This window comes from Roseibium sediminis (assembly GCF_008711325.1).
In the GTDB taxonomy this organism is placed as follows: Bacteria; Pseudomonadota; Alphaproteobacteria; order Rhizobiales; family Stappiaceae; genus Roseibium; species Roseibium sediminis.
In genome coordinates this window covers 1-21,603 of record NZ_VXDB01000038.1, presented here as the reverse complement: position 1 = coordinate 21,603, position 21,603 = coordinate 1, and the positions used below count along the sequence as shown (strand labels likewise).

General features: G+C 56.3%; 22 protein-coding genes. 13 read left to right on the top strand and 9 right to left on the bottom strand.

Features of this window, described 5'->3' with window-relative positions:
- The 4 genes from F0155_RS23970 to F0155_RS21620 all read left to right on the top strand — a co-directional run.
- On the top strand, window positions 1-504 hold a 504-nt coding region (locus F0155_RS23970; protein WP_425299991.1), incomplete at its 5' end, for a peroxiredoxin family protein.
- A 75-nt stretch (window positions 505-579) separates the two neighbouring features.
- Window positions 580-2,061, top strand: a complete 1,482-nt coding sequence (locus tag F0155_RS21630; RefSeq protein ID WP_150526653.1) for a protein adenylyltransferase SelO — start codon at window positions 580-582, stop codon at window positions 2,059-2,061.
- Window positions 2,058-2,612: an N-acetyltransferase gene (locus F0155_RS21625; protein ID WP_150526652.1), complete on the top strand. Its 555-nt coding sequence runs from the start codon at window positions 2,058-2,060 to the stop codon at window positions 2,610-2,612. The genes F0155_RS21630 and F0155_RS21625 overlap by 4 nt, the downstream gene beginning before the upstream one ends.
- Window positions 2,613-2,614: 2 nt before the next feature.
- Window positions 2,615-3,079, top strand: a complete 465-nt coding sequence (locus tag F0155_RS21620) for a carboxymuconolactone decarboxylase family protein (RefSeq protein WP_150526651.1) — start codon at window positions 2,615-2,617, stop codon at window positions 3,077-3,079.
- Between the two features lie 15 nt (window positions 3,080-3,094).
- Here F0155_RS21620 and F0155_RS21615 read toward each other — a convergent pair whose 3' ends face one another.
- Complete coding sequence (locus tag F0155_RS21615; RefSeq protein WP_150526650.1) at window positions 3,095-3,415, bottom strand: antibiotic biosynthesis monooxygenase family protein; 321 nt, start codon at window positions 3,413-3,415, stop codon at window positions 3,095-3,097.
- Window positions 3,416-4,116: 701 nt separating this feature from the next.
- Between F0155_RS21615 and F0155_RS21610 the strand changes: the two genes are divergently transcribed.
- A complete protein-coding gene (locus F0155_RS21610) occupies window positions 4,117-5,937 on the top strand; it encodes a putative bifunctional diguanylate cyclase/phosphodiesterase (RefSeq protein ID WP_161599874.1) in 1,821 nt (606 codons plus the stop codon).
- A gap of 34 nt (window positions 5,938-5,971) precedes the next feature.
- On the opposite strand, the gene F0155_RS21605 is transcribed toward F0155_RS21610, so the two are convergent.
- Window positions 5,972-6,922 (bottom strand): LysR substrate-binding domain-containing protein, encoded by a 951-nt coding sequence (locus F0155_RS21605; protein ID WP_150526648.1) that lies wholly within the window; start codon window positions 6,920-6,922, stop codon window positions 5,972-5,974.
- A 106-nt stretch (window positions 6,923-7,028) separates the two neighbouring features.
- Between F0155_RS21605 and F0155_RS21600 the strand changes: the two genes are divergently transcribed.
- The 3 genes from F0155_RS21600 (at window position 7,029) to F0155_RS21590 (ending at window position 8,828) form a co-directional block, all read left to right on the top strand.
- Window positions 7,029-7,226 (top strand): YdcH family protein, encoded by a 198-nt coding sequence (locus tag F0155_RS21600; RefSeq protein ID WP_150526647.1) that lies wholly within the window; start codon window positions 7,029-7,031, stop codon window positions 7,224-7,226.
- Window positions 7,227-7,507: 281 nt separating this feature from the next.
- Window positions 7,508-8,329, top strand: coding sequence for a bifunctional allantoicase/(S)-ureidoglycine aminohydrolase (locus F0155_RS21595; protein WP_150526646.1), 822 nt, complete (start codon window positions 7,508-7,510; stop codon window positions 8,327-8,329).
- Between the two features lie 4 nt (window positions 8,330-8,333).
- The gene (locus F0155_RS21590) at window positions 8,334-8,828 is read left to right on the top strand and encodes an ureidoglycolate lyase (protein WP_150526645.1); all 495 of its coding nucleotides are present in this window, start codon (window positions 8,334-8,336) and stop codon (window positions 8,826-8,828) included.
- Window positions 8,829-8,862: 34 nt separating this feature from the next.
- Here the strand turns inward: F0155_RS21590 and F0155_RS21585 are convergent, their stop codons facing one another.
- Window positions 8,863-10,452 carry an EAL domain-containing protein gene (locus F0155_RS21585; protein WP_192913864.1) on the bottom strand — a complete coding sequence of 530 codons (1,590 nt, stop codon included), beginning with the start codon at window positions 10,450-10,452 and terminating at the stop codon, window positions 8,863-8,865.
- A 208-nt stretch (window positions 10,453-10,660) separates the two neighbouring features.
- Here F0155_RS21585 and F0155_RS21580 point away from each other — a divergent pair, with 208 nt between their 5' ends.
- The 3 genes from F0155_RS21580 to F0155_RS21570 all read left to right on the top strand — a co-directional run bounded on the left by F0155_RS21580 (window position 10,661) and on the right by F0155_RS21570 (window position 13,885).
- Window positions 10,661-11,557 carry a sugar kinase gene (locus tag F0155_RS21580; RefSeq protein WP_150526644.1) on the top strand — a complete coding sequence of 299 codons (897 nt, stop codon included), beginning with the start codon at window positions 10,661-10,663 and terminating at the stop codon, window positions 11,555-11,557.
- A gap of 112 nt (window positions 11,558-11,669) precedes the next feature.
- Window positions 11,670-12,845: a hypothetical protein gene (locus F0155_RS21575; protein ID WP_150526643.1), complete on the top strand. Its 1,176-nt coding sequence runs from the start codon at window positions 11,670-11,672 to the stop codon at window positions 12,843-12,845.
- 287 nt (window positions 12,846-13,132) lie between these two features.
- Window positions 13,133-13,885 carry a GGDEF domain-containing protein gene (locus tag F0155_RS21570; protein ID WP_161599873.1) on the top strand — a complete coding sequence of 251 codons (753 nt, stop codon included), beginning with the start codon at window positions 13,133-13,135 and terminating at the stop codon, window positions 13,883-13,885.
- A 64-nt stretch (window positions 13,886-13,949) separates the two neighbouring features.
- On the opposite strand, the gene F0155_RS21565 is transcribed toward F0155_RS21570, so the two are convergent.
- From F0155_RS21565 to aspS, 3 genes are all read right to left on the bottom strand, one after another.
- Window positions 13,950-14,558, bottom strand: coding sequence for a 3'-5' exonuclease (locus F0155_RS21565; protein ID WP_150526641.1), 609 nt, complete (start codon window positions 14,556-14,558; stop codon window positions 13,950-13,952).
- An 11-nt stretch (window positions 14,559-14,569) separates the two neighbouring features.
- Window positions 14,570-16,360, bottom strand: coding sequence for an ABC transporter ATP-binding protein (locus tag F0155_RS21560; protein WP_150526640.1), 1,791 nt, complete (start codon window positions 16,358-16,360; stop codon window positions 14,570-14,572).
- An 89-nt stretch (window positions 16,361-16,449) separates the two neighbouring features.
- Window positions 16,450-18,231 carry an aspartate--tRNA ligase gene (gene aspS / locus F0155_RS21555; RefSeq protein WP_150526639.1) on the bottom strand — a complete coding sequence of 594 codons (1,782 nt, stop codon included), beginning with the start codon at window positions 18,229-18,231 and terminating at the stop codon, window positions 16,450-16,452.
- A gap of 262 nt (window positions 18,232-18,493) precedes the next feature.
- Here aspS and F0155_RS21550 point away from each other — a divergent pair, with 262 nt between their 5' ends.
- Window positions 18,494-18,853, top strand: coding sequence for a CidA/LrgA family protein (locus F0155_RS21550; RefSeq protein ID WP_150526638.1), 360 nt, complete (start codon window positions 18,494-18,496; stop codon window positions 18,851-18,853).
- A 3-nt stretch (window positions 18,854-18,856) separates the two neighbouring features.
- Window positions 18,857-19,573 carry an LrgB family protein gene (locus F0155_RS21545; RefSeq protein ID WP_150526637.1) on the top strand — a complete coding sequence of 239 codons (717 nt, stop codon included), beginning with the start codon at window positions 18,857-18,859 and terminating at the stop codon, window positions 19,571-19,573.
- Between the two features lie 42 nt (window positions 19,574-19,615).
- On the opposite strand, the gene F0155_RS21540 is transcribed toward F0155_RS21545, so the two are convergent.
- From F0155_RS21540 to F0155_RS21530, 3 genes are all read right to left on the bottom strand, one after another.
- Window positions 19,616-20,563, bottom strand: a complete 948-nt coding sequence (locus F0155_RS21540) for a VPGUxxT family thioredoxin-like (seleno)protein, type 2 (protein WP_150526636.1) — start codon at window positions 20,561-20,563, stop codon at window positions 19,616-19,618.
- Between the two features lie 221 nt (window positions 20,564-20,784).
- Window positions 20,785-21,066 (bottom strand): DUF427 domain-containing protein, encoded by a 282-nt coding sequence (locus F0155_RS21535; protein WP_150526635.1) that lies wholly within the window; start codon window positions 21,064-21,066, stop codon window positions 20,785-20,787.
- Window positions 21,067-21,154: 88 nt separating this feature from the next.
- Window positions 21,155-21,603, bottom strand: a 449-nt coding sequence (locus tag F0155_RS21530; protein ID WP_204934585.1) for a hypothetical protein, incomplete at its 5' end; no start/stop codon positions are given.

Below are 21,603 nucleotides of genomic sequence, written 5' to 3'. Positions count from 1 at the left end.
AAGCCAGTGAATCAGAAATCATCCAACAGCGCGAGGTTTTTGCGGGTGTCCAGCTGGATTGACGCAAACGGCGATGCGCTGCAAACCCCGCTGAAACTCTCCGACCTCGGAGACGGGTACAAGATCATCTACAATTTCCAGCACTGGTGCCCCGGATGCCATTCGCGCGGCTTCCCCACGCTGCGGATTCTTCATGACATCCTGAAGGACAAGGGCTTCGGATTTGCCGTCATCCAGACAGTGTTCGAAGGCGAGAATGTGAACACCTTCGACAAGCTTCGGGTCAATCAGGAGCAATACGGCCTGAAGATCCCGTTCGGGCACGATGTCAAGCAGGAAGGCGAATCCTATCCCAGTTTCATGGAAGACTACCGGACTGCCGGAACCCCTTGGTTCACTGTCATCGCTCCTGATGGCAAGGTCGTCTTTGCAGATTTCCGGCTGGATGCCCGCCGTTTCCTGGATGCTCTTGGTGCTGAAGAAGTCAGCCTGGAAACCAACTGACCGAAACTTGGCAGGAGGCCCTCGCCTCCTGCCAAAACTTATGCCAGCCTTGCATGCTCAATAAGCGGAGCTCTCATGACCACCCAACCGCCTGTCTTTCCGTTCGACAACACCTATGCCCGTGAGCTGCGAGGCTTCTATGTGCCATGGGAAGGAGCCGAGGTCCCGGCGCCCTTTCTGGTTCTCCTCAACAAGGATTTGGCCGAAGAACTGCAGCTGGATGCAGATGCGCTGAACACACCGGTAGGCGCCGCCAACCTGACTGGCTCCAGAAGCCCCGACGGTGCAGCTCCGCTGGCACAGGCCTATGCTGGCCATCAGTTCGGCGGCTTTTCCCCTCAGTTGGGCGACGGCCGCGCGATCCTTCTGGGTGAGCTCATCGACCGGCACGGCAAGCGCCGGGATCTTCATCTCAAGGGCTCCGGTCGCACACCGTTTTCACGCGGTGGCGACGGCAAGGCGGTCATCGGTCCGGTCCTGCGCGAGTACATCATGGGCGAAACCATGCATGCGCTGGGCATACCTACGACCCGCGCACTTGCAGCCGGCACCACCGGTGAACTGATCGACCGCGAAGGGGCAAAACCCGGCGCGGTATTGGCGCGCATTGCTTCCAGCCACATTCGTGTAGGCACATTCCAGTTCTTTGCCGCCCGCGGCGAGACCGACAAGGTGCGCCAGCTTGCCGACTATGCGATCGCCCGCCACGACCCGGATCTGACAGAGGCTGCGGACAAATACCTGCAACTGCTCGCCCGTGTCATTTCCCGGCAGGCAGACCTCCTGTCCAAATGGGTACTCGTCGGCTTTGTGCATGGCGTCATGAACACGGACAACATGACGATTTCCGGCGAAACCATCGACTACGGCCCCTGCGCATTTCTGGACACCTATGATCCCGATGCGGTGTTCAGCTCCATCGATGAAGGCGGACGCTACGCCTATGGCAAACAGCCGCTTATCGCCCAATGGAATTTGGCCAGACTTGCCGAATGCCTTGTGCCGCTGATCAATCCGGATGACGCGGACGATGCCGTTCGCCTTGCGACCAACGAGCTCAACAAGTTCCCGGCCCTCTATCAGGCTGCATGGCTGGATGGCATGCGCAAGAAGCTTGGCCTGGCGACAGAAGATCACCACGATATCGATCTGGCCAATGCACTGATGGACGCCATGAAGGGACAGAACGTCGACTACACCGCGTTCTTCCGCTCCCTTGCCAGGGAAGTTGAAGCAGACGGCTCGACGACAGCTGCACTCTTTGCGGACAGCACCGGTTTTGAACACTGGTTCAGCCACTGGAAGGCCCGCCTTGAGAAGGAAGACGCAAAGGCGGCAGACATTGCCAATCGCATGAACCAAGCCAACCCGATCTATATTCCGCGCAATCACAAGGTGGAGGAAGCACTGGCTGAAGCACAAAGCGGCAATTACGAGCGGACGCATAAACTTCTGGACGTCCTGAAAGACCCCTTCACCGAGCGAAGCGGCCTTGAGGCCTATGCGGGCCCGGCGCCGGATGACTTCGGCCCCTATCGAACTTTCTGCGGTACATGAGCGAAGTGCAGACACAAGAGACGGCATCGGACATCACCTTGTTTGGCGAGGTCCGATGCCACAAGACCCGGTTCTATATGGACGCGCTGGAAGAACGTGGGCTTGCCTATGAACTTGCGGAAGTGGACCGAGATGAAACCGCACGCCAGCGCCTCGCCGACCTTGTGGGCGATCCCGCAAAATTCCCCACATTCGAGATCAAGGGGCGCAAACTGCGCAATCCCAAGCTTCCCGATCTCGACAAGCGGCTCGCCCGTGCAGGTCTTTACGATCCGGGCATTCAGCACGATGAACGACAACAGAAGTTTCTGCAGTACATGGACCCGAGTGATGCCTTTGCGCGATACTCAAAAAACACCGAAGGAATCGCAATCGATCATATCGAGATCGACATATCCAACAGAGGCAAGGGTATCGGGAAGGCCTTTGCCCGCGAGGTTTTAGGGTATCTGGAACACCAGCCCTGGTCCGTTGCGATCAGATGCGAGTTCCTGCAAGACATTGCAAACGAAAATGAAAATTGGCGAAACCGCTTCAAGACGAAAGACTGAACATGAATGATATCGACTTTGAAAACACCCGCTTTGACCCGGACCTAATCGAGTTCCACTCCATCGCCAAGGAGATGGCAAAGTCGGTTGGCTACACCGCAAACCTGTCGGTCGATAGCCAGCTGGCCCAGTTGCTTCGCCTGCGGGTCGCGCAGCTGAACCCCTGCTCCTACTGCCTGATCCTGCACACGCAAGCCGCAGAGGATCAAGGCATCCACAAGGCCAAGATCGCACATCTGGCTTCCTGGCAGGAAAGCACAATGTTTTCGGAAGCAGAACAGGCAGCGCTCGACTATTGTGAAGCACTGACGGCCTACGACCAGATCAGCTTCCCGGACATGCACGAGACACTTGCAGAGTTCTTTGACGAAAAGCAGATCGCAGAAATCGCGGCCATCGTCATCAACATGAACCTGTGGACGCGCCTGAAGCTGGCGCAAGGCCAAACACCGTATATCAAGCCCTGACGGGCTCTTTACCGGTCAGCTGTAGCTTTCGGCAACTTCGTACATGACCGGTTCGAAACTCTTGCAGAGCGCAGCGATCTTGCGATTGCGCTCTCGCATTTCCGGCGTCCTGAGCATCGCCTGAAAGTCTTCCCGCTTCTTCCATTGGGAATAGGTCGCAATACGGGTCCTGGCGTCGTTGACGTGGATGCCTGCCCCGATAAAGCCCGGCTGCTGACTGATGAACGCGTCATAGGCACCCTTCAGCTCATCCAGAAGGTCATAACACGTGCCGGGCGTCATTTCGAAGGTGGTGATGATGGTCTGATAGTCCGCACCACTTGCAATGGTAGGCATGGCTGATCTCCTTCCGTCGACTTGGGACGATGTGAGTTTAGACCAAATCTGCGCGACCGCCAGCAGTCCGGACCAAAGAACGTCAGCTCGGCACTACAACCAAAAATAACACCACCTCAAAAACGCACCTGAGATATAATTTCTTGATGGGAGTTCTTTAATCCAACACATCCGCCAGATGCACCACATAAGAGTATAAATATTTTCCATGTATTAAATCAGCATAAACCTTGAGTGAAATATAATACAAACTCTATTCCGTTGATGGAGTTTGCATGTACAGAAACATACCCAAGTCCGCGGCCTTCGGATTGATCGGATTAGTCTCTGTATTCGGAACCGTAGTTACTCTAAACTTCAGCCGAGATACCATACTTCGTGAAGAAGCATGGCAAACCGGTATGGAGTTTGCCGGTTATCTCGAAAAAGAATTTCCCATGCTGGATGAAGTGCTTGACGGCACAGCTGATTCAGTCGGAGTTGAAGACGAACTCCAGAGATTGGCTTCAATTGGAAACATCTTTCACTTTGCTTTCGAAAATTCAAAAGGTGAAGTCAAGCTATCTACAGGCTCGTTTCATCCTGAAGAAGAAAGTGGCGAAGCAAGTCATCACGCGCACACGCATGACAACCACGAAAGCGAGATCGCACATCCTCAAGCGTCCGTTTCGGAGGTACACACTGACGAACACGGTACAGCCATGGCCGAAGCGACCCACGGCGGGCATGAACATGACAGCGCGTCGGGGCACTCGCACTACATCGAACACCCACATGATGCAAATGACATAGATTCAGCAGCGACCAAACCTGTCACGACCGCAGGCCACGGACCAATGCACGCAGACGCCACGGATCATGCATCAAATGAAGATGGATATGTGCATGCCCCTGTCCCGATTGCGGCGGATTCCCATGATTCCGCCAAGCATTTGCTCGTAATCAAATCGGGTGACGGCATAAACCTGCCTTCAACATATGTTGAAATCGCACACCCCATGGCCAACAGCAACGGCAGCCTTAAAGGAAAGATCACTCTGTTACTCGACATGTCGGCGGAGGCAGCGCTTCTGGACAATGTTCTGACCGGCGCCGCAGCCACTGTCCTCTGCCTGTTCCTTCTGGCCGCCGCCGGACCAGCCTGGTCGTACAGGTCCACCCTGAAAGCCAAGAAGACTGCTGATGAAAAGGTGCATTTCCTGGCCGCGCACGACTCCCTGACCGGACTTCTGAACCGGAGCTCCTTTGTGCCCCTGCTTGAAGATTCACTTTCAAGGCAGGCCGGGTTTGCTCTCTTCTTCATTGATGTGGACAATTTCAAGTACCTCAATGACACGTTCGGCCACGAAACAGGCGACATCATCCTCAAGACCATCGCCTTGCGCCTGAGGAAAATACTGGGTGAAAAGTGCCTCATCGCCCGTCTGGGCGGAGATGAGTTTGCAGCCATTCAGCCGGACATTGGCGACTTGCAACAACTGGACGCGCAGGCATCACGAATGGTGAAGGAACTGCGGAACCCGATTGCTGCAGGCGGACATTCCGTCGTGACGTCCGTCAGCATTGGGAGCGCAATTGCACCGCAAGATGGCGATGACGCCATCAGGTTGATGAAAAGTGCTGACCTGGCAATGTATCAGGCAAAAGCGGAAGGACGCGATTGCAATTGCCATTTTGAGCCCTGGATGGATCAAAAACTCGCAGCGCGCCGGGAAATTGAAAGCCGCCTGCAATGGGCTGTGGTCAACAACGGTTTTGAACTCCATTACCAGCCACTCCACTCTTCAGAAGACAATGCATTGATTGGCTTCGAGGCGCTGTTACGCCTCAAAAAGGAGGACGGAACACCAATCGGGCCGGATCAATTCATCCCCATAGCGGAAGAAACCCACTTGATCGAAAAAGTGGGACAATGGGTCTTGATGAGATCGTGCGAGTTTGCCGCCAAATGGCCGAATGATCTCAAGCTCGCCGTCAACCTGTCCGGCGGTCAATTCAAGAGTGGAAATCTCCACGCCCATGTTTCAGAGGCGCTCAAGGCCTCCGGACTTGATCCAGCTCGTCTGGAATTGGAGATTACTGAAAGTCTCCTGATCGATGACAGCAAGAGCAATCTTGAGCAGCTGCAAAGACTCAAGGATCTCGGGGTTTCCATTGCTATGGACGACTTTGGAACCGGTTACTCCAGCTTGTCCTATCTCTGGCAGTTCCCGTTCGACAAGATCAAGATCGACCGCTCATTCATGTCCGGTTTTGAAAATCAAACCCCGCAAATTACGAGAATTCTGGAAACGATTATTGGCCTTGGGCACACGCTGGACATGGAGATAACCGCAGAAGGCGTAGAAACCAGCGAACAACTGAAAATGTTGCAGGAAATCAGGTGCGACCAGATTCAGGGGTATCTGCTTGGTCGCCCGCAATCCGAGGCAGCTACAATTCACAACATCTTGCAGCACAAGCAGAAACTGGCTCCACAGAAAGAAATTGGAATTACGGCCGTCACCCGAAAACAACAATGAGCATGGCCAAATGTCCGTTTCTCCGGGAAGTCCGCTAGGAACGGTTCACCTCTTCCAAAGAGGTTCGAACACCGGGAACCTTCATTTCCGTTACGGTCTGGCGCGCCAACATGGCCAATTGCTCAAAGTGGTGTGCACGCGAACTGTTGCGGCGCCAGTAGAGCCTGACTGATCGCTCCATGGCGAAGTCCCGAATGGGCTTCAAAAGCACGCGCTGCTCTTTCACGAACTCCGAAGAGATATAGCCGCTGGGAAAAAGCGCCAGTCCCATGCCGATCGATACCATCTGGCGCAACGCGTCGAGGCTGGTTCCCTCGTAGTCCTCCAGCATGCGGGCACCCGAAGCCCTGCATAACAACTGCCCCTCCTGATAAAGCTGGTAGCCCGGCCCGAGGCACAACAGGCCCTGCCCCTCGAGCGCCGCAAGCTCCAGTTCTTCGTGCTGGGCAAAGGGATGATCCATCGGAACACCGAGCAACACCTGCTCCTTGCAGATTTCCGTGCCTGCAGACTGCTCGCCAGCCAGCGGCGATGGAGCAAGAACGCAGTCGAGATTTCCCGACTGCAGATCCCGGCCCAGCTTGGTCGGCCTCTCCTCCCGGATATAAATCTCAAGGTCCGGATAGGTGGCTTTCATGCGCGGCAGGAGATGCGGCAGGAAATAGGGCCCAAAGGTCGACGCCGCCCCAAGTCGGATGAGCCCCCCCAGCCCGGCCTGTCGCGAGTTGGCGTGATGCACCAGTTCATCCAGACAATCCAGCGCCTGCCTGGCGAAAGGAAGCAGCGCCTTGCCGGCCGGTGTAACTTCGACAACACCGCTCCCGCGCTCCAGAAGAACAACACCGAGTTGATCTTCCAACAGCTTGAATTGAGCGGACAAGGTCGGTTGCGACACGTTGCAACGGCGCGCGGCGGCGCCGAAGTGGCAGGTATCGGCAAGCGCTATGAAATAATCCAGTTGCCGTGAGGACGGACGGAACGCCATCGATAGACCTTTTCTATCACCCCAATACAATCAATGTATTTCAACTATCGGTTTGCAGCGTCCATATCAAGCCTGTCGAAAGCGACAAATCTGGAAAGGAACAACGATGTACACACGTCTTAGAGCCTTGCAAAACCAGCATCAAAACCTGGACGACCAGATCCGACAGGAGGAAAGACGACCGGCACCGGATCATTTGCACATTCGTACGCTGAAAAAATTCAAGTTGCGCCTCCGCGAAGAGATTGCACGTCTGGAACAGGTTCTCCTGCCGTCCGGACATCGACGCCCCATCGCAGGCTGATCGCCTGCACCACACTTTGCAAAACCTGCATGCAAGACAAACCGGAGACATGTGGGATGAACGCCCGGCAAGGCGTTCTTGGTTTCCGGTTGAACGACCTCGCCCGTAGCACGGACGCTGCCCTATGTCCGAGCCCCCTCCCAAAACGGGCGAGGTCTCTCATTTTGCTCTATCAATGAGAACACGCTGTCCTCCAAAAAGGCATGGACCGCACTATCGGAGCTTCCTATTGTTGATGCCTTGTATAACTCGTGCACCGACACCGGCTCAGGAATTCCTTGATGACGTCTGGCTCCTATTACGCCCCCACTGGCGGGCTTCCGCCACAAACGCAGCTTCTCACTGACAGAGCCGTATTCACCGAGGCCTATGCCGTCATTCCCAAGGGAACCATGGCGGATATCGTCACGAGTTTCCTGCCCTTTTGGGAAAAGACCCGGCTTTGGGTCCTTTCCCGTCCGCTGTCCGGATTTGCGGAGACCTTTTCCCAGTACATCATGGAAGTGCAGCCCGGTGGCGGCAGCGACAAGCCTGAAACCGATTCTGAGGCTGAGGGCGTGCTCTTTGTCGTAGATGGCAGTATCCAGCTGACAATTGACGGAACAGCTCACACGCTGAACGAAGGCGGATATGCCTATCTGCCTCCGGCATGCGACTGGACCGTGAAGAACGAGAGCGACGCCCCTGCCCGGTTCCATTGGATCCGCAAGGCCTATGAAAAGGTCATCGGCCTTGATGCACCGGACGCCTTTGTGACCAATGAACGGGATGTTCCGCCGACACCCATGCCAGGCACTGAAGGCAAATGGGCAACAACACGCTTCGTTGACCCGCAAGACCTGCGCCACGACATGCACGTGACCATCGTCACCTTCGAGCCCGGAGCAGTTATTCCCTTTGCAGAAACCCACGTCATGGAGCACGGGCTCTATGTACTGGAAGGAAAAGCCGTTTATCGCCTCAATCAAGACTGGGTCGAAGTCGAGGCTGGCGATTACATGTGGTTGCGTGCATTCTGTCCGCAGGCCTGTTATGCAGGCGGTCCGGGCAAGTTCCGTTACTTGCTCTACAAGGATGTCAACAGACACATGAAACTGAGATGACGGGATGACAACGGCTATTCAGGCCACTCACCTCACTGCCGAAGCTTTCGCACCTTATGGCGATGTGCTGGAAGCGACCGGAACACCCACAAAACTCATAAATCAAGGCATGTGCGGCCGGTTCCACGACCTTGCCCATCTCGATATTCTGGGCGAGAACGCGCGCACCGGCATCAGCCTGTTCCTGTCGGAAAAACGGGCATTGCCCTACCGGCTGGAGATGGTGGAACGCCACCCGCTGGGCAGTCAGGCCTTCATCCCGATGACACTGGAGCCGTTTCTCGTGATCGTTGCTCCGGACGAGGGCGGCAAACCCGGACGACCGGTTGCCTTTGTCAGCCGCGCAGGCCAGGCAATCAACTTCCACCGAAACACCTGGCATGGCGTCCTGACACCGCTATCAGAACCGGGCCTGTTTGCGGTCGTCGATCGCATCGGAGAGGAAGCCAATCTCGAAGAGCACTGGTTCGAAACGCCCTACATGATCGAGCTGGCCTGAAACCTTTCGCACGAGTGAAGAGCTGCACCTGAACTCAGGCCGCCTCTTCCTCGCCGCCAAAGCCGCCCATTTCCATAGAAGAAAACTCTTCCGCCTGATCATTGTCCGCTGCAACGCGTCTTTCGACTTCCTCGGCAAAGGCAATGTAGTCGGCAGCATTCATCGGCTTGGCGAAATAGTAGCCCTGTGCTGCGGTCACGCCGAGTTCAAGCAGACGGTCGATCTGCTCTTCTTCCTCAACACCTTCCGCAATGATGCCCATGCCCAGATTGTCTGCGAGTTCCACCATGGAATCGACGATCGTGGTGGAGCTGTCGTCAGAACCAAGAGAATCGATGAACATCTTGTCGATCTTGATGATGTCGACCCCCAGCTTCTGGAGGTAGGCCATCCCGCCGTGGCCGGTTCCCACGTCGTCAAGCGCCACACGGATACCCAGTGCCTGCAGCTCGGATATGATCTTGCGAGCAAAGTCCATGTCATCCATCGGGTAGCGCTCGGTCACCTCAACCACCACCTGCTGGAAGGAGACCTTGGAATTCTCGAACGCCGCCTTGAGATCGGTAACAACCTGACGGTCCTTGAAGTGGCCGGCAAAGAGGTTGATCGAGACCTTGAGGTCCGGCCTTGTTTCGTACAGGTCTCCGATTTCGACGGCTGTACGAACCATAAGCTGGCGGGTCATCTCGAAAATATGACCATTTGCCTCTGCAAAGGCCATGAATTGGCCAGGAGATATGATGTCGCCATTCGGACGCTGCCAGCGCATGAGCACTTCACAGCCACGCAGGCTGCCGTTCTCGATGTCCATGACAGGCTGGTAGAACGGGATGAATTCGCCATTCTTGACTGCCTTGCTGAACTCCTCGTCCGCCTCGTTTTCAGGCCGCCAGGAAATCCAGATACCAATCGCAACAAACAGAACGGCAAGGGCAGCCGATGCGAGCACGGCCACCAGTTTCAAAGGTTCAACCAGCTTGCCCGCAGCATCGCTTGCCACCGCAATACGCGCCTCGAGCGGATAATGGGTGGACTTGACGTTCGCAAGAAGGGTCTCGTCCGGATTGCCAGAGCTCGTCGTGAAGCCCCCGATGGAGAACCATCTCAGGTTTCCACCCAAGGTCAGCTCTGCGCGACGAAAGGAGCGGAAGTATTCAGGACCGGGATCTCCGGCAATCGCCGCAGGAGCAATGATCGCATAGAGCCTGGTCGAATTTCCAAGATCCCAGCTGACAATGGCCGACCGTGCGCCGCGATATTCCTGATCCAGCATTCCGATCCCGACCAGCGGGCCATTCGGTCTGGCAGCCGGCAGGATCACCGTTTCCGCCATTTCCATATCCGGCACGATACACATGCGCCGACCGGAAGCATCCACGAGGCCAATGGCGTTGATCATGCCCTTTGCCTGAACTTCGTCCATGAAGTTCAGACGGTCCTCGACGCTGCACGTTTTCACGCCATCGCGGTCAAGCTGTTGAAGTGTAACGACAGTTTCGGTGATAGCCTCTTCCGCACGCGCGATGTAGCGCTCGCCGATGGCCTCCATCTCAAATTGGGTATGTGAAACGGCATAGTCGTTCAATATCACGGTTGTGGCGACCAAAGGGGCGGTCGCCAACACAAGCGCTATTAATACAGCCCGGAAAAAAACTACATATCGACGGGTCAAGACGCGGCCTACACTGGAATACAAATGCAGGGCGAATCATGCCGGACCTTAGTAAACAAGCACTGAATACGGATGGTATTTTGACCAAAATCATTGTCCGGCAGCCCTCAACACACCAGCTATGGGTGCAGATAGAAAACCAACTTCTGGGGAGCGCCTGATGCAGGCACTTTTTATTGGCCAAGCCTATATCGACGTTACCTTTTTGACCGACAACCTTCCAACCGGTGACGACAAGAGAATTGCCCGCGACTATGCGGTCAGCTTCGGTGGGAATGCCGTTACGGCAGCATTTTGCTGCGCAAAACTTGGCGGCAAGCCCGATTTGCTTTGTTCTCAGGCGGATGACTGGCTGGCCAGAATGTTCCTCGACATGGCGGCAAAATATGGCATTTCGGTCCATGGCCGGAAGGTGCGGGAAAGCTCCCTGTCCTTCATCATGCCAAAGGACGGCAAACGCGCCATCGTCCGCTGCCGGGACAACGAATTCCTCCACCCCTTCCCGCCCCTGACCCTGACTGGCCTGAAGGCACTCCACATCGACGGGCACATGCCGGACGCAGCCCTGCACTATGCCAAGTCCTGCCGGGAGCTCGGCGTCCTGACCTCACTGGACGGAGGCGCCGTTCGGGAAAACACGGACGAACTCCTTGGCTATATCGATGTTCCCGTGGTCTCCGAGCGCTTCTGCCAGCAGCTGGGCAAGTCGGCAGGCGAAACACTTGCCTATCTGCGGGAGAAGGGGTGCCCTGTCGGTGCAGTCACCCTCGGCGAGCACGGAACTGTCTGGTACGCGAATGGCGGTCCCGACCAATTCCTGCCTGCTCTCGATGTCCCGATTGAAAAGGTCATCGATTCGAACGGTGCAGGCGACGTGTTCCACGGTGCTTACATCGCGTCCTTCCTGAAAGCGCCGGAACGCACCTGGCTGGAGCACTTTACCTTCGCCCGGGGCGCATCCACACACGCGATCCAGCATCTGGGCAACGAGGACAGCCTGCCGAGCCTTGAAGACATCGAGGCGGCTATTGCAGAGTTCCCGGAGAAACAGGCCTGAAGGGCAAACCGAACCACCTTGTGGGCGAATTCGCCTTGATTAGAATGGCAAGCTGCCGCATCGTTGCCCGCCTCTGCTGATTTGACCAGTGTATTGTTGCCACGGAGATTTCATGACCCGCAGCCAGACGTTTCTGACGACCACCGCCCTTTTACTCTCGACAACTCTCGCCAGTCTCGGCAGCGCTCAGGCGTTCGAACCGACCGGCAATGATGTTGCCGATGCCTTCCTGAACCTGCTTGAAGCGGAACAAGGCAAGGTGGAAAGTTACGGCGAAGTCACGGAAAGCGGCAGCACCGTCTCGATCACGAGTATCAAGCTGATCGACCCGGCTGACGACACTCTGAACGTCTCCATAGACTCGACCGATCTTGTCGGCGGCAAGAAGCTGGAAAGCGGCCGGCTTCAGCTGGACAGCCTCGCCCTGAAAAAGCTGTCCATGACATCGGACCGCGACGGCAGCATGTCAATTGAAGACTTCAAGGTCACAGACCTTGTCCTGCCGACAGCAGCGGAACTTGCCAATGGTCCTGCGGGAGCCGCCAATCCTTCCTATCGCACGCTGGACATCTCAACCATCAACATCGTCACCGAGGAGAACGAAAACGTTCAGATCGCACGGATCGAAACGGAAATCGGTGACATGGTCGATGACCTGCCGACGTCGATGCAGTTCTCTATTTCGGACGTAACCCTTGATGCAAGCACCATTTCCGACGAGGACGCAGTCTCCTTCCAGGAGATGGGCTATGAAAAGATCACCCTCAATGTCACCGGTGCCGGCAAATGGTCGCCGGACAGCGAACTGGCCGAACTGACCGATCTGACAATCAACGGAGCGGATATGGGCACCCTTAAGCTCAACATGAGCTTTGGTGGTGTTTCGCGAGAGGTCATCGAGAAACTGGACGACATGGGCGAGAACCCGCAAATGGCAATGAGCCTGACGCAGAATGTGTCCCTGATCGGTGTGACGATTGACGTAATCGACGGGTCGCTGACAAACCGGATCCTGGAACAGGAAGCAAGCAAGTCGGGCGTCGACAAGTCAGCCTATGTCGAGCAGCAAGTGCAGGGTTTGAACCTGCTTCTGGGAGCTCTGAACAACAAGGAGTTTCAGGACAAGGTTTCAACTGCAGTATCTTCCTTCCTCAACGACCCGCAGTCCCTGCAGGTTGTCGCAGCACCAGCAAACCCAGTCCCATTCGCCCAGATCATGGGAACGGTGATGCTCGCCCCGCAGGGCTTGCCCAAAATTCTGGGGCTTGACGTGAAGGCCAACCAGTAGCCCGAAGCCTCTTGCAGGATATCGGCTAAGCTCAAGAAAAACCCCGGCATGACAGTCGGGGTTTTGCTTTTTTGGCGGAAATTTCAGCACGCTTTAATTTCAGATATTTATCGAGCCACAAAGCTATACACCACTCAACAATACTACCTATACGCGATGTTATTAGGATTTATTTATCTTCAAAGTCCATTATTTAGTGAATATGGTTCAGTTACTTCGAAACAATGCAAGAATTTGTTAACAACCTCAGATATACCGCTGCGTCAGTATTGAGGAGGGCAACCGCAATGTTCGCGATTCGAACAAAAAAAGACGTTTTGGTCTATACGGTGATATTCACGCTGATCGCCGTGTTAGCCGCCGGATTTGCGGTTTTTCTCCCCTTCGCTGCAATGGGGATGTACCAACAAGCTGTCGCATCGATGCTTCTGGCGACGGTCATAGCGGGTTTCATTGCCGCCCCGATTTCCTTTATTGCCCTTCTCATCGTTCGCAAGGTCGACAATGCGGTCCGCAAGCTGGAAGACTTCGTCAAGTTCGACCAGCTGACCGGGGTGCTCGCACGAAGCTACTTTCTGGAACATGTCAGACAACGATTTGCGGACGGCGGTGCGCTTTTCCTTGTCGACGCAGATCACTTCAAGAAGATCAACGACACCTACGGACACGATATCGGAGACATGGCCCTGCGTGTCATTGGAGAGACGTTGAACTTCAACACCGGAAAATCCGATGCGGTCGGGCGAATTGGCGGTGAAGAGTTTGCGGTCTTTCTGCGCGGTGCAAGCGACGACGAAATCGTCGCGCGCGCAGAACAGATCAGATTGGCAATGGCTGAGAAGGGCAAGGTCATCGGCGGTCACGAGATCAACCTGACCGTCAGCATCGGAATCGCCAAGATCAAGAAGGGCTCCACCCTTACCGTCATTTTCAAGGAAGCCGACGAGAACCTCTACACGGCCAAGAATTCCGGCCGAAACCAGTTCGTCTATGGCTCATCCGACCTCGAACTCACCCCGGCAATTGCACAGCTCGGATGAGCACTACAGCTGCGGGGCAAATTATCAGCTGGAAGCACGCGCGCTAACGACGGCGGGTCAAGTATCACTGAAGATCATCACCCACCAGCTTACCAAGACGAAGCAGATGTCGAATGGCAAAAGCGACTGATCGCGCATCATCCAGTGCGTTATGTTCCCGCAGGTTTTCCGACTCCAAACTCCAGTAGGCGGCAACTCCGTTACTACGGGTCTTCTGAATGTCGGAATAGGGCATTCCCGCCTTTAGAAAGAGCTGGCACGCATTTCCAAACCGAGTCGCAGGTAACGGCACTGCGATTCCCTGTACAAAACAACTGATGGCAAGCAGATTGAGTTCGTCCTTGCCCCATGACCAGAGTTTGCCTCCCCCGGAAAAGGCATCAAGCGAAGACAATGCTTCGCCAAGAGGAAGCCCATGGTGGTCGACGTCTGCCTGCTCTATTCCGGTAAGACTTGTAAAAAAGGGATCTAGCGCAACCACACGACCTTCCCGGTCACGGGGAACGACAAGAGCGTTGAAAGTATCCAGAAGTGGAAAGTCTGAACCAAGACCGATCTTTACAACACCAATCTGAACAATAACCGGATCGGGGTCATACGGACCGCACCAATGACGCGAGGGTGAGCCTTCTATAGTCAGATATTCGCAGTCAAACACAAGGGCATGTTGCACATTCTATCCCTTCAAGCCGCAGTATCCGATTTCCCGTCCTGAAACTGAAGCTCCGCCAGGCGTCGATAAATGCCGTCTTTGGCAAAGAGTTCGGAGTGGGTGCCGCTTTCGACCACCTTGCCCTTGTCGAGAACATGAATGCAATCGGCATGACGGACGGTGGAAAGACGATGGGCGATAACCAGCGTGGTGCGGCCCTCCATCAGACGGCCAAGCGCAGCCTGTATCTTGGATTCAGATTCCGCATCCAGCGCTGATGTCGCCTCATCCAGCAGCAGGATCGGTGCATCGCGCAGCATCGCCCGGGCGATGGCAACGCGCTGGCGCTGACCGCCCGAAAGGCGATTGCCACCTTCCCCGACCATCGTGTCGTAGCCATGCTCCTGCTCGAGAATGAACTCGTGCGCGTTGGCGTTCCGCGCTGCTTCCTCGATTTCGGCATCCGTTGCACCAGGCCGACCGAGAGCTATGTTTTCGCGGATCGAGATGTCGAACAGGAACGTGTCCTGACCGACATAGGCGATGTTGCTGCGCAGACTGGCAACAGCAACCTTTGTAACATCCTGACCGTCAATGAGAATTTCGCCGCCCTCTGGCGAATAGAACCGTTCGATCAGGCTGAAAACGGTGGACTTGCCCGCCCCCGACGCGCCCACAAGAGCGGTCATCTTGCCTGCCTCGGCATGCAGCGAAAGTTTGCGGAGCGCCAACCCTTCGCCATAGGAAAATTCCACATTCTTGAATGCAACAGCGCCGCGATCAACACTCAGCGCTTTTGCGCCCGGAGCGTCCTCGATTCCTGGTGTATCGTCGAGAAGCTCATACATCAGCCGAACGCCAACAAGGCTCTTGTTGAGATTGACCTGCAGGCGGGCGAGGCGTTTGGCCGGATCGTAGGCCAGCAGCAAAGCGGTGATAAAGGCAAAGAACGCACCGGGGTCCTGCCCCAGATTGACCACCGAATAACCGCCATAGAGGATCACCAGCGCAATCGCGAACCCGCCGAGCGTTTCCATCAGCGGAGACGTCCGCGCTGTCAGGGCCGCAATCTTGTTGGACTGCTTCTCGACATTCGCCACCGCTCCGTCCATGCGTTCCTGTAAGGCGTTTTCGACACCGAATGCCTTGACCACACGAATACCGATGGTGGTTTCCTGAATGATCGACATGATCTGCGCGGTGGAGACAAACTGCATCTTCGCATGCTTGCGCACGCGCTTGACGAGAAGCGTAACGCCAATGACGGCTGGCGGCATGATGAGAAGCGCAAAGGCACTTAAGGTAGGGTCCTGCACCAGCATGACGAAAACCAGTCCGACCAATGTCAGCACATCACGCCCAAGCGTCACGATCACCATATCGAGGGCCATCCGCGTGTCGGCAGCCCCCTGATTGATGCGGACCACCACATCGCCCATGGCCGTCTTGTCGAAATAGGCCATGTCCTGACGCGCGAGCTTGGAAAACAGTTGCCGCTGCAGCCCTGCCACGATGGCGTTGCCGATCCGGCTGAGGATCACCAGCTGGCCGTAAGTCGACGCGCCCTTCACGGCAAAGATCAGCATCACCACACCGGCGATGACATAGACCATGTTCGAATCGCGGCTGATGAAGATCTCGTTGATCACATCGCGCATGATCCAGGCGCTGGCAGCCGTTGACGCGGCAACCAACCCCATGAAAACAAAAGCCAAAGCATATTGGGGAGCAAATTGGCGGAGGTTCTCGCGCAGCAACCGCCGGATCAGTTGATAGGTCCCGTCAGGGTCTTGAAATCCCTGCCATTTCAAAGACTTGAACACCTGTTCACCACCCCGTTAAAGCACAGGGGCCGGAATGCCGACCCCTGCCCTGTTTATCGTGATTTCAAACGCAAACCGCAAGGCCTGTATCAGGCGTCCGGCAGGTTCAGGCGCAAGTGAAGCTCGCGCAGCTGCGCCGGGGTCGGCTCGTTCGGGGCGCCCATCATCAGGTCTTCCGCGCGCTGGTTCATCGGGAAGAGGATGACTTCGCGAATGTTTGCCTCATCGGCCAGAAGCATCACGATACGGTCGATCCCTGCCGCGCAGCCGCCATGCGGAGGTGCGCCATACTGGAACGCGTTGACCATACCGCCGAAGCGCTTGTCGACTTCCTCGTTCGGATAGCCGGCAATTTCGAAGGCCTTGTACATGATTTCCGGCTTGTGGTTCCGGATCGCGCCGGACACCAGCTCATGACCGTTACAGGCAAGGTCATACTGGAAGCCGCGCACCTCAAGCGGGTCACCTTCGAGCGCTTCCATCCCGCCCTGCGGCATGGAGAACGGGTTGTGCTCGAAATCGATCTCGCCGGTTTCTTCGTCCATTGCATAGATCGGGAAATCCACGATCCAGGCGAACTCGAACTTGTTCTTGTCGCTGTGACCCAGCTCCTCGCCGATGATGACACGCGCCTTGCCAGCAACCGTTTCGAACTGCTTCGGCTTACCGCCCAGGAAGAACGCCGCATCGCCATTGTCGAGGCCAAGCTGCTGGCGGATCGCTTCGGTGCGCTCGGGGCCAATGTTCTTGGCCAGCGGACCGGCAGCTTCCATGGACCCGTCTTCGGCGGTTCGCCAGAAGATGTAACCCATGCCCGGCAGGCCCTGTTCCTGCGCGAATTTGTTCATGCGGTCGCAGAACTTGCGGCTGCCGCCCTTCGGGGCCGGAATGGCACGAATTTCGGTGCCCGGCTGCTGCAGAAGGTTTGCAAAGATCGCAAAGCCGGAGCCAGCAAAATGCTCGGAAACGACCTGCATCTTGATTGGGTTGCGAAGGTCCGGCTTATCGGTGCCGTACCACAGCGCTGCATCCTTGTAGGAAATCTGCGGCCAGTTGCGGTTGACCGGGCGACCACCGCCAAAGCGCTCGAAACAGCCAGCGATTACCGGCTCGATCGTGTCAAACACGTCCTGCTGGGTGACGAAGGACATTTCCATGTCCAGCTGGTAGAAATCGGTCGGTGAACGGTCTGCGCGCGGGTCTTCATCGCGGAAGCACGGCGCGATCTGGAAATACTTGTCGAAGCCGGACACCATGAGCAGCTGCTTGAACTGCTGCGGGGCCTGCGGCAGCGCGTAGAACTTGCCCGGATGCAGGCGCGACGGCACAAGGAAGTCGCGTGCGCCTTCCGGCGAGGACGCCGTGATGATCGGGGTCTGGAATTCGTTGAAGCCGATGTTCCACATGCGCTCGCGCAGATCCTTCACCACATTGGAGCGCAGGATCATGTTGTTGTGCAGGGTTTCGCGGCGAAGATCGAGGTAGCGGTACTTCAGGCGCACTTCTTCCGGATAGTCCAGCTCGCCAAACACCGGCAGCGGCAGTTCCTTGGCTGCGCCCAGAACTTCCATGTCACGGATGAAGACTTCGATCGCGCCAGTCGGGAGTTCGGAATTGACCGTCTCTTCCGTGCGCTTCTTCACGTTGCCGTCGATGCGGATACACCATTCGGAACGGACCGTTTCGGCCAGTTTGAAGGCGTCCGAATCCGGGTCAACCACGCACTGGGTAATGCCGTAGTGATCGCGAAGATCGATGAACAACACGCCGCCATGATCGCGTACCCGGTGAACCCAGCCGGAAAGGCGGATGGTGTCGCCGACGTGATCCGCACGCAGATCGCCGCAAGTATGGCTCCGGTAAAGGTGCATGGTGTCCTCGATGGTCTTTTGAATGCCAATAGAATCCTGTTGCCGCCCGTCAATGACAGGCCGCGCCGTGGGCACAAGCCATGCCGGGGGCAGAAAGTCAAGGGAATGCGTCAGTTGAGCCTGTCAGATATGGGGATCCTTGGCCAAGGCGGGAACGATCCACTGTTTCGAAGCAGCCGGAACTCCTTCTTGTCAGCCCCTGCTTGACCTTGGCCCGCTCTGCCGATCTTCTTGGCCCATCCCCTCCCGGAGTGCGAATGCCATGCTCAACTATCTCACGCTGATTTTCAGCTGCCAGCTTGCGGGGGAACTTGCCCGCGTAGCACTTGGCCTGCCGATTCCCGGCCCGGTTCTCGGCATGGTGCTGCTGTTTCTCTTTCTTGTCTTCAAGGGCGGCATTCCAGAGCAGCTTGCTTCCGTCACGGGCGGTCTTTTGAACCATCTGTCGCTTCTGTTCGTCCCTGCCGGCGTCGGTTTGATGCTGCATTTCAAGCTGCTTGGCAGCGACTGGCTCGCCATCTCCGCAGCGCTTGTCGTCAGCACGGTTCTGACGATTGTCGTCACGGCCACCATGATGACCCTTCTCACGCGCTCATCGGCATCCGGGAAAGGCGAGGAATAAGGTATGGAAGACCTTCGCGACATCTGGGTTTATCTCAGCGCCTCCCCGCTCCTGCATCTGACCCTGACGCTTGTCGCCTTTCAGGCAGGCAACTGGATCTATGGGAAGAGCGGGAAGAACCCGCTGTGCAATCCGGTGATGATTGCCGTCCTCGTCATCGTCGGCATGTTGCTCGCGACCGGCACCAGCTATGAGGACTATTTCGACGGTGCCCAATTCGTCCATTTCCTGCTGGGGCCTGCGACGGTATCTCTCGCCATTCCGCTTTACAGGCAATTCGACAAGGTCCGAAAGTCCGCTTTTGCCATTCTGGCCAGCATCATCACTGGCTCGCTCACTGCAATGGCATCGGCTCTCGGTGTCGGCTACCTCCTTGGAGCCTCTAAGGACACACTTATCGCTCTCGCCCCAAAATCGGTGACAGCTCCGGTTGCCATGGGCATTGTCGAGCAATTGGGTGGCTTGCCTTCGCTGACGGCAGTCCTCGTCATCCTCACCGGCATCATCGGAGCAATGCTGGGTCCGATAGCGCTCAATCTGCTCGGATTGAAGGACTGGCAAGCCCGAGGCCTCGCGCTCGGAACAGCCAGCCACGGTATTGGTACGGCGCGGGCGCTGCAGGTGAACGAAGTGGCCGGTGCCTTTTCCGGCCTTGCCATGGGCCTCAACGCCCTGGCAACGGCGATCCTGCTGCCTATCCTCTGGCGATTGTTGTTCTGATCACCCGCTTCCAAGGTATGAATGGCGACAGCCTCGGTCCCCTTATCGGTCCGCTGGCACGGGAGAACCAGCGTCGGCAAGGCGTGTTGCCAACTGACGCCACTCGCCCTCGAAGGCAGCCTTGTATGCAGCCCGGCTTGACGCCCCCTCCAGACGGGGCTCTGCCATCCATGCTTTCTGGCTTGGGCTGAGATTGCGTTCGGGAGACGTCTTGTACGGGATGTCTACATTGATCCTAGTGCGTTGTGCCGGACTGAGCGGCAGCAGCGCAAACCGGGTTTTTGACAGATAGTATTGTGGATCCTCATCAACCCGAAAGCCACGCTGATTTGTCAAACGGAAGCCCTCGCGCTCTGCATAGGCAATCAGTGTTGAGGCTTCGTCATGTTCCGGATCGAACTCGGCTTCCACGACCTCCTCGCCATCAACCCAGCCTGCCAGAGTGGTCAGGACAGCGGGATGTTGCGCCAGCGTCGTTTCCCCTGACCAGAAGCAGGGCGTCTCGAAAACCACCTTGCGCGACAGCCCCTGCTCCACCAAAAGGTCGGCACGCAAAAGGTCCGCATAGCCAGGCACATCGCGCCCCAGAGACCGAAGCGTTTCGATGATCTTGTCGAGCATGGACAGCGCGTTGTAACGGTTCTGGAGCTTGGAACCGATCACGTTTCCCGTGCTGGACAGAAAATAGCTGACCGGATTGTTCCAGGCCGCTTCGCCGAACTGTGCCAGTACTTCGGCATCTGCTCCGTCGACATTATTGAAAATGGCCACGGGCACAAAACACTCCTCGATCAATTCCACCATCAAGGGACGCGACAGGACATCCCGGCCGTAGTTCACACACGTGGAACAGCCCGGAACCTCCTGAAACTGTAGCAAGATCGGCTTTCCGTTTAAAGCAGCCTGGCCTTTTGCAGCCTCAAGGCTCCGAAGCCAATTGACTTCACCCAGTTCCGGGTACTTGCCGGTTTTCTTCTGAAAAATGGTCATAAAGCCCCCGTATCTCACCTTATCGAAGACATGTACACGCGGAGCCTCTGCCCCACCTGATACGTGCGACAGGGCCCGAGCTGGAGCATTTCCAGGCGAAGTGGATACCGGTTCGCCGTCAGGAAATGCTCCAAATCAGATAGTTAGAGCACGTCGAGTGATTCAGTGAACGCGAGACGTGCTCTAGGCGTTTCAAAGTTGTTGCAAGGGTGCGAAGGCGATCAGCCCACCTCGACACCGCGCCAAAAGGCAATGTGACCCTTTATCTGCGAGGCTGCAGTTTTGGGGTCAGCATATGTCCAGGCAGCATCAGGGTTTTCCTTGCCGTCCACCACAATTGAGTAATAGGACGCAAGGCCTTTCCAGGGGCACGAGCTGGTGTGGCTGCTCGTTTTCAGATAGTCGAACTTTACGCTTTCTGCCGGAAAGTAGTGATTACCTTCAACGACAACGGTGTTATCGCTTTCAGCGATAGTCTTGCCATTCCATTTTGCCGAAACCATTCAACTCTCCTGAGTTCTTACTCGACACATTCATCGGTCCATTGATCGAAAGGACATCGCGGGCGCAGAAGACGGCGCAAGTCCGCAATCAATAGACTTCGCTGACATGCAGTTTCCGGCCACGGAACTCGCAAGTTTCGCCCGCCACCTTGCCTTCAAGTGCTGCGTATATCGGCGCCGACGGTGAGATCCCCACGAATGTCTGCCCCTGACAGGTAAATTCGCCGGTAGAGACACCGATCACGATGTACCGATCACCGATCCGCACAGCTGCCCCCGGCTCAACTTCCTGCTTGGAGCCAAAATCGAGAGTTTGAAGCGTCGCAATCTTTGCCTGCGCTTCGTGCTCAAGATCGTCAAATGCCTCAGCAAGGTCGGCTGCATTTTCGGCCTGCGCCTGTTGACCGCTTTCAATCGTTTCTGACCGGTCCAAGCGTGCAGACAACAGGAAGCTTTCATATGTCTTGTGCGCTTGCTTAAGCTGGACACCCGCAAAAACCCAATGATTTTGGCTTGGCCTTTTAGGAGCAGCCGTTT

What these genes read in the sequence shown, in the direction of transcription:
- F0155_RS21535 (WP_150526635.1), bottom strand. Translation starts at nt 21,066, where the DNA reads ATGGTTTCGGCAAAATGGAATGGCAAGACTATCGCTGAAAGCGATAAC.
- F0155_RS21580 (WP_150526644.1), top strand. Translation starts at nt 10,661, where the DNA reads ATGCAGGCACTTTTTATTGGCCAAGCCTATATCGACGTTACCTTTTTG.
- F0155_RS21570 (WP_161599873.1), top strand. Translation starts at nt 13,133, where the DNA reads ATGTTCGCGATTCGAACAAAAAAAGACGTTTTGGTCTATACGGTGATA.
- F0155_RS21540 (WP_150526636.1), bottom strand. Translation starts at nt 20,563, where the DNA reads ATGACCATTTTTCAGAAGAAAACCGGCAAGTACCCGGAACTGGGTGAA.
- F0155_RS21605 (WP_150526648.1), bottom strand. Translation starts at nt 6,922, where the DNA reads ATGGCGTTCCGTCCGTCCTCACGGCAACTGGATTATTTCATAGCGCTT.
- F0155_RS21550 (WP_150526638.1), top strand. Translation starts at nt 18,494, where the DNA reads ATGCTCAACTATCTCACGCTGATTTTCAGCTGCCAGCTTGCGGGGGAA.
- F0155_RS21610 (WP_161599874.1), top strand. Translation starts at nt 4,117, where the DNA reads ATGGCCGAAGCGACCCACGGCGGGCATGAACATGACAGCGCGTCGGGG.
- F0155_RS21600 (WP_150526647.1), top strand. Translation starts at nt 7,029, where the DNA reads ATGTACACACGTCTTAGAGCCTTGCAAAACCAGCATCAAAACCTGGAC.
- F0155_RS21595 (WP_150526646.1), top strand. Translation starts at nt 7,508, where the DNA reads ATGACGTCTGGCTCCTATTACGCCCCCACTGGCGGGCTTCCGCCACAA.
- F0155_RS21590 (WP_150526645.1), top strand. Translation starts at nt 8,334, where the DNA reads ATGACAACGGCTATTCAGGCCACTCACCTCACTGCCGAAGCTTTCGCA.
- F0155_RS21575 (WP_150526643.1), top strand. Translation starts at nt 11,670, where the DNA reads ATGACCCGCAGCCAGACGTTTCTGACGACCACCGCCCTTTTACTCTCG.
- F0155_RS21545 (WP_150526637.1), top strand. Translation starts at nt 18,857, where the DNA reads ATGGAAGACCTTCGCGACATCTGGGTTTATCTCAGCGCCTCCCCGCTC.
- aspS (WP_150526639.1), bottom strand. Translation starts at nt 18,231, where the DNA reads ATGCACCTTTACCGGAGCCATACTTGCGGCGATCTGCGTGCGGATCAC.
- F0155_RS21615 (WP_150526650.1), bottom strand. Translation starts at nt 3,415, where the DNA reads ATGCCTACCATTGCAAGTGGTGCGGACTATCAGACCATCATCACCACC.
- F0155_RS21625 (WP_150526652.1), top strand. Translation starts at nt 2,058, where the DNA reads ATGAGCGAAGTGCAGACACAAGAGACGGCATCGGACATCACCTTGTTT.
- F0155_RS21620 (WP_150526651.1), top strand. Translation starts at nt 2,615, where the DNA reads ATGAATGATATCGACTTTGAAAACACCCGCTTTGACCCGGACCTAATC.
- F0155_RS21630 (WP_150526653.1), top strand. Translation starts at nt 580, where the DNA reads ATGACCACCCAACCGCCTGTCTTTCCGTTCGACAACACCTATGCCCGT.